Raw genomic sequence first — 5834 nt, 5'->3', positions numbered from 1 at the left:
AGAGAAAAAGTACAAAAACTGGCAAAACTTTTAAAAGCTAAAGAGATTCCTCTTATAATAGATGAAGTGCAAACTGGTGTTTATAGAGTTGGAGAGTTTACAGCATCGCAAGCATATGGAATTGATCCTGAAATTATTACACTTGCTAAAGGTGTAGGTGGTGGTGTTCCTGTTGGTATTGTTATGACTACACTTAAAGAGGTGTTAAACGCAGGTGATCATGGTTCTACATTTGGAGGAAACTTTTTGAGTACACGGGCAGTTTGTGAAGTTGTTGACATTTTAAATGAGCTAAAAGAGAGTGGAGAGTTAGCTGCAACTTCGGCTGCGTTTAGTGAGGCATTAGAAAATTTTTATGTTGCACATAAAGATATTTTCAGTTCAAGAGTTGGTTTTGGAATGATGTGTGGATTGCGTACAAAAGATGCACAGACCCTTTCAAATATCATAAATCTTGCACGGGAAAATGGTGTTATAGTTTTAAAAGCAGGGCGAAATACCTTGCGTTTTTTACCACCACTTACAATTACAAAAGAGGAAATAGATGAAGGGTTTAAATCTCTTACTCTTGCTATGTCTAAGCTCTAGTTCCTCTCTTCTTGCAGATGAGAATAACACAAGTTTAGATAGCTTTATATCGGATTATAAAAAACAGCAGTTTGAATATGATTATAAAAAGAGTGAGGCGGAGAGTTCCAAACTACGAGATTCGTGGATAGCGCCTCTTCATCTTAATTACAATTACTCAAAGAGTAACCCATACACAACTGAGCAGTTAAATGAAAGTGCAGCTGTCCGAATGGACCAGCCTATTTTTCAAAGTGGCGGGATTTACTATGGTATAAAGTTTGCAGATGCTAGTAAACTTTACAATGATGTCTCAATTGATGTAGCGAAACGCAAGATGATAAAAGATGCAATATCTCTATTAATGCAAATTAGACAGACCTCTTTACGGATTCAAAAACAGAAATTACAGATTAAAAACTCTGATATAAATCTTTTACAAAAAAAGGAACAGTATCTGAATGGACAGCTTGATTCTGGATTTTTAGATAATGCAATTATTCAAAAAAATATTGTCGTGCAGGCACTTTATGACATCGAAACAAATAGAGAGAAACTTATTAACAAATTTTCAGCTTTAAGTGATTTAAACTATAAAAATGTCTCTATATTACATCTGGATATGATTTCTAAAAATGAGTTTCTAGATTATAACACATACATAAAACAGAGTGAATATGCAGTAGAGAAAAATCTTTATGCAAAAGATGTACGCGTAGCAAAGTATTTGCCAAAAGTGAATTTGACAGCAGGTTATAACTGGCAAAAAACTTCTAATCAGCAATTTTCTCCAACATTTCCAGCTTTTTCTGAGGAGAGAGATTATTATGATTATGGATTTAAGCTCTCCATTCCGATTGACATCAACACTTTTCGTGATATAGAATCTGCAAAAGTGGATTATTTGAAATCCCAAGTTATTAAAAAAGATAGAATAAGAGAGCTGAGTGCATTATATGATCAGGTGATGAACAACATCAAAAACTTTGATAAAAAAATAGCACTGAGCCGTCAAAATAGAAAACTGTATAAAAAACTGCTTGATGATACGCAAAAACTTTATGCAAGTGGCTATAAAACGAAGTATGATGTGCAAACTTTGACAAACTCTTTGGCAATACAAAAGATAGATACAAAAATATATAAGATGGATAAACAGCTAGAGTTGTTAAATCTATATGAGATGTATATAAAGGCTGGTAAATAGGTGAGTAGAGTAAAATTTAGTGAATATATGACAGAGTGGCTTTATGGCGAGGATGGCTACTATGCAACATACAAAAATATAGGAAAGAGTGGTGATTTTTATACCGCGGTAAGTACGAGTAAATTTTTTGGTGGAACAATTGCAAAGCATATTATCTCTTTAGTAGATGATGGTTTTTTAGCACCAAACGCAGTAATATGTGAAATAGGGGCACATCACGGCTATTTCTTAGCAGATGTGTGTGAGTTTATTTACACTTTGCGTCCTGAACTACTTGAGAGTTTTGAGTTTGTTATTATTGAGCGTTTTGATGATTTGCAAACGCAGCAGCGTAACTATTTTCAAGAGAGTTTTGGTGATGTTGTAAAACTAGCACAGTATAAATCTTTAAGCGAACTACGATGCAAAAATGCTTTTTTTATTGCTAATGAAATTTTTGATGCATTTCCTTGTGAATTGTACTTTAAAGGAAAGAGTGCAAGTGTGCAAAATCATAATGTAGAGTTTGATTTAGATGATGAGTGGGTGGCGCAAAAGGCTATAAAATACCATAAAGAGAGAGGTGAAATAGCGCTTGGATATGAAGCGTTTGCAAAAGAGATGGCTGCTTCATGTGAGAAGTTTGAGTTTATGAGTTTTGATTATGGAGAGATGGCTGCTCGTCCTGATTTTTCCTTGCGAATTTATACAAAACACAAAGTTATACCGTTTTTTCTTCCCGAAGGGGAAGAGGATTATGTGCCAAGGGAGGAACTCTTTCAAAAATCGGATATTACTTATGATGTAACATTTGCTCATGTAAAAGATGCTTATGAAGAGGCTGGAGTTGCGTTTGTGGATTTTAAAGCACAGATGACAGCACTTGTTGATATGGGGATTTTAGAACTGTTAGAGATGTTACAAAAGAATGCTGATGCAAAAATTTATAAGCAAGAACTTGAAAAAGTGAAAATGCTTATAATGCCAAATTTCTTAGGAGAGCGCTTTAAAATGATACGCTTTAGAAAAGAGGACTCTTAAAGAGCCTCTAGTATTTTCATCAACTCTTCCGGACGGTTAGAGTTTTTAATGGCATTTTCTCTTGAAATTATCTTTTTCTGTAGAAGTGATACAAGCTGTTGTGCTTGTGTAGTCATATTTGTCTCTTGTTGGTTTAGCTGCATTTGAGAGTAAATCTGGTGTACTTTATCTTCTCTAATTTGATTTTGAACAGCAGGGTTTGTTATAAGTATCTCTTGTGTTGCAACTTTACCGCTACCAATTCTAGGAATAAGTGTTTGTGAAATTACTGCAACAAGTGAAGATGCAAGTTGTGCGCGTACTTGTGCTTGTTCTTCCCCTATAAATACATCAATAATACGGTTAATAGTCCCTGGTGCAGAGTTAGTATGAAGTGTTCCAAATACCAAGTGACCAGTCTCTGCAGCGGTTAGTGCAGCACCGATAGTTTCAGCATCACGCATCTCTCCAATGAGAATAACATCAGGATCTTGACGTAGTACATATTTTAGTGCTGCTGCAAACGAATCGGTATTGCTTCCTACATCTCGTTGTGAGAAGAGAGATTTAATATTTTTATGTACAAACTCAACTGGATCTTCAATGGTAATAATATGACGGCGTTCAGTGAGATTAATTTCATGAAGCATAGATGCTAATGTTGTTGATTTACCACTTCCTGTTGGTCCTGTTACAAGAATAAGACCTTTCTCTTTTTTAATAAGTTCTTTAAAAATTGGAGGGTTCCCATAGTCATCAAGTGTAGGGACTTCAAGCGGAATCATACGAAACGCACAGCCAATTCCATAAATAGTGCGGTAGTAGTTTGCACGAAAACGACCAACATCTTTAAGCTCAAACGAGAAGTCAAGCTCATTATGTTCTTCAAATATTTTTTTCTGCTTATCTTCGATGAGCGAATATGCCATCTCTTCAATATCATTTGCATTAAGCACAGGTAAATTAAGTGCGCGTAATTCTTTATCTATTCGTATTTGTGGCTCACTACCAACAACAAGGTGCAGGTCTGATGAGTTAAACGCAAGTACACTTTTTAGTAACTTTTTTATATCTAATCTTTGATTAGAACTTGTATGTTCCTCTTCATTACTCATAAAAAACTCCTTTCATAAATTTCTTCATTGAAACCAACTAAGAGCTCATTTTCAAACTCAATGACAGGACGCTTTATAAGAAGATTTTCTTTACAAAGCCACTCTTTTTGCCCTGCTTCATCTAAGTTTAGCTCTTTTAGTTTTAGATTTCTATATGTAGTACTTCTTGCATTAAAAAGAGTTTTCGTATCTACTTTCTTACTCCATTCATCGATTTTTACACATGGTAATTGTTCTGTTTTAAAGTCAAAAAGTTCGTATTTAATGTTGTGCTTTTTAAAAAACTGAAGTGCTTTTTTTACACTGTCACAGTTTTTAATGCCATATACTTTTATCACTGCGTTTACTCTATGATTTTTGGAACTATGAAAAAGTTCTCAGCACTTTGTGGGGCATGTTTTAATATCTCTTCACCAACAGCAGCTTGTGAATGAACAATGTCCTCTCTAAGTGGTGTCTCTTTATCACTCATTGCAAAGACACTTGCAACACCATCAGTATTTAGCTCACTTAAATTGTCAACAAAACTTACAATTTCTGAGAGTTGCTCTACAATCTCTTCTCGTTTGTCATCACTGATTTTTAAGAATGATAATTTTTCTAGTTTTGTTAATAGTGCGTCATCTATTTGCATTTAAAATCCTATACAATTTTGTTTTTTCAATTTTATCATAATTTGATAAAACTTTAACTTACTTGTGGGTAAGATTATAGACTTTTAAAATATATAGTATAAAGGAACGATTTTTGAGCTTAAAAGAGAATATTGGAATGGTAAAAGAAGGACTTACAGCAGAAGAACAGTTTTTTGAAAAAGCAGTTGTAACTGAAAAGTTTGTTAAAAAGTATAAGAATGTGATGATAGGTTCTGTTGTTGTTCTTGTTCTAGTTGTCGCTGGAAATATTATATATAATATGAATAGAACAAGTACACTAAACGCAGTCAACAGAACACTTGTCGCTTTAGAGGCAAATCCAAGCTCCAAAGTAGCACAAGATAAGTTAGCTTCTTTGAGCCCTACTTTGAATGATGTTTGGCTCTACTCTCAAGCAGTTGCACATCAGGATTTAAAAACACTTAATTCTTTGCAAAAATCCAAGGCACCTCTTATTGGAGGATTAGCGACTTATGAAGCTGCACAAAATTCACAAGATAAAGCAAAACTTGAAGCATACGCACAAACGCAAGGTGCTATCTATAGAGATTTGGCACAAGTTCAATTAGCAATTATTTTAATGAATGAAAATAAAATTGCAGATGCACATGAACACCTTAGTATGATCGGTATAGAGTCTCCTTTAGCTCCTGTTGCTAAAGCTTTAATGCATTATGGAGTGAAATAAAATTGCATAAATATTTAATTTTTTTAGTACCGTTTTTGGCACTGCTGTTTAGTGCTTGTAGTACAAAAGAGGTATATAAACCAAAAAAAGTGTCAGGTGAGTGGAGAGAATATGCACCAATGAACTCCGAAATAGTTGATAGATCTTCAAATATTGCACTGCTTGAAAATCAAAAAGTGCTTACAAGAAATGGTGAGCTAAATGTTACTATTGCAAAAAATCAACGCGTTATTTCTTTAAGTGATGGTTGGGTGTTGAGTAGCAGCATTGATGGAAACCTTACACTTACTTCTCAAAACAATAGTAGCATTAAAAAAGAGTTTCAATTAAAAAATACCATTGCAAGTGCAAGTGTTAGTGGTAATATGTTGGCAGTTTTATTTGCTGATGATGAGATAGCACTTTATGATATAGCATCAAAATCACTACTTTTCAAAGAACAAAGTGGAACATCAATTGCCTCAGATATGCGTATAGTAAATCCTTACTTTATGAAAGGTTTGGTTATTTTTGCAACACTTGATGGTAAAATTATTATTGTCAGTACAAAGATGAAAAAAGAACTTAGAACAGTTATTGTCTCCTCTGCAGACTATTTTAAC

General features: G+C 34.1%; 7 protein-coding genes and 1 pseudogene. 5 read left to right on the top strand and 3 right to left on the bottom strand.

The features are described from left to right. The 3 genes from MVY38_RS00820 to MVY38_RS00810 all read left to right on the top strand — a co-directional run. Positions 1–588: aminotransferase class III-fold pyridoxal phosphate-dependent enzyme (locus tag MVY38_RS00820; protein WP_297482384.1), on the top strand; the 588-nt coding region annotated here is incomplete at its 5' end. Next, positions 545–1774, top strand: coding sequence for a TolC family protein (locus MVY38_RS00815; protein ID WP_297482381.1), 1230 nt, complete (start codon positions 545–547; stop codon positions 1772–1774). The genes MVY38_RS00820 and MVY38_RS00815, both read left to right, overlap by 44 nt. 27 nt (positions 1775–1801) lie before the next feature. Further along, on the top strand, positions 1802–2794 hold the full coding sequence (locus MVY38_RS00810) for an SAM-dependent methyltransferase (RefSeq protein WP_297482386.1): 993 nt from the start codon (positions 1802–1804) through the stop codon (positions 2792–2794). On the opposite strand, the gene MVY38_RS00805 is transcribed toward MVY38_RS00810, so the two are convergent. From MVY38_RS00805 to gatC, 3 genes are read right to left on the bottom strand one after another with little or no spacing between them, the layout of a single operon-like run. Continuing rightward, positions 2791–3888: a type IV pilus twitching motility protein PilT gene (locus MVY38_RS00805; protein WP_297482378.1), complete on the bottom strand. Its 1098-nt coding sequence runs from the start codon at positions 3886–3888 to the stop codon at positions 2791–2793. The two genes, MVY38_RS00810 and MVY38_RS00805, sit on opposite strands and share 4 nt — an antisense overlap. Continuing rightward, complete coding sequence (locus MVY38_RS00800) at positions 3885–4226, bottom strand: arsenate reductase family protein (RefSeq protein ID WP_297482376.1); 342 nt, start codon at positions 4224–4226, stop codon at positions 3885–3887. The genes MVY38_RS00805 and MVY38_RS00800 overlap by 4 nt, the downstream gene beginning before the upstream one ends. Positions 4227–4231: 5 nt before the next feature. Continuing rightward, positions 4232–4522, bottom strand: coding sequence for an Asp-tRNA(Asn)/Glu-tRNA(Gln) amidotransferase subunit GatC (gene gatC / locus MVY38_RS00795; protein ID WP_297482374.1), 291 nt, complete (start codon positions 4520–4522; stop codon positions 4232–4234). Between the two features lie 113 nt (positions 4523–4635). Between gatC and MVY38_RS00790 the strand changes: the two genes are divergently transcribed. Together MVY38_RS00790 and MVY38_RS00785 are read left to right on the top strand one after the other, a co-directional pair. Beyond that, the gene (locus MVY38_RS00790) at positions 4636–5232 is read left to right on the top strand and encodes a hypothetical protein (RefSeq protein WP_297482372.1); all 597 of its coding nucleotides are present in this window, start codon (positions 4636–4638) and stop codon (positions 5230–5232) included. Positions 5233–5234: 2 nt separating this feature from the next. Next, positions 5235–5834: pseudogene (locus tag MVY38_RS00785) on the top strand (hypothetical protein); the annotation flags it as partial.

The organism is Sulfurimonas sp. (genome assembly GCF_027056685.1).
Taxonomy (GTDB): Bacteria; Campylobacterota; Campylobacteria; order Campylobacterales; family Sulfurimonadaceae; genus Sulfurimonas.
The sequence above is the reverse complement of the archived record's forward strand: the minus strand, read 5'-3'. Positions and strand labels throughout refer to the sequence as shown.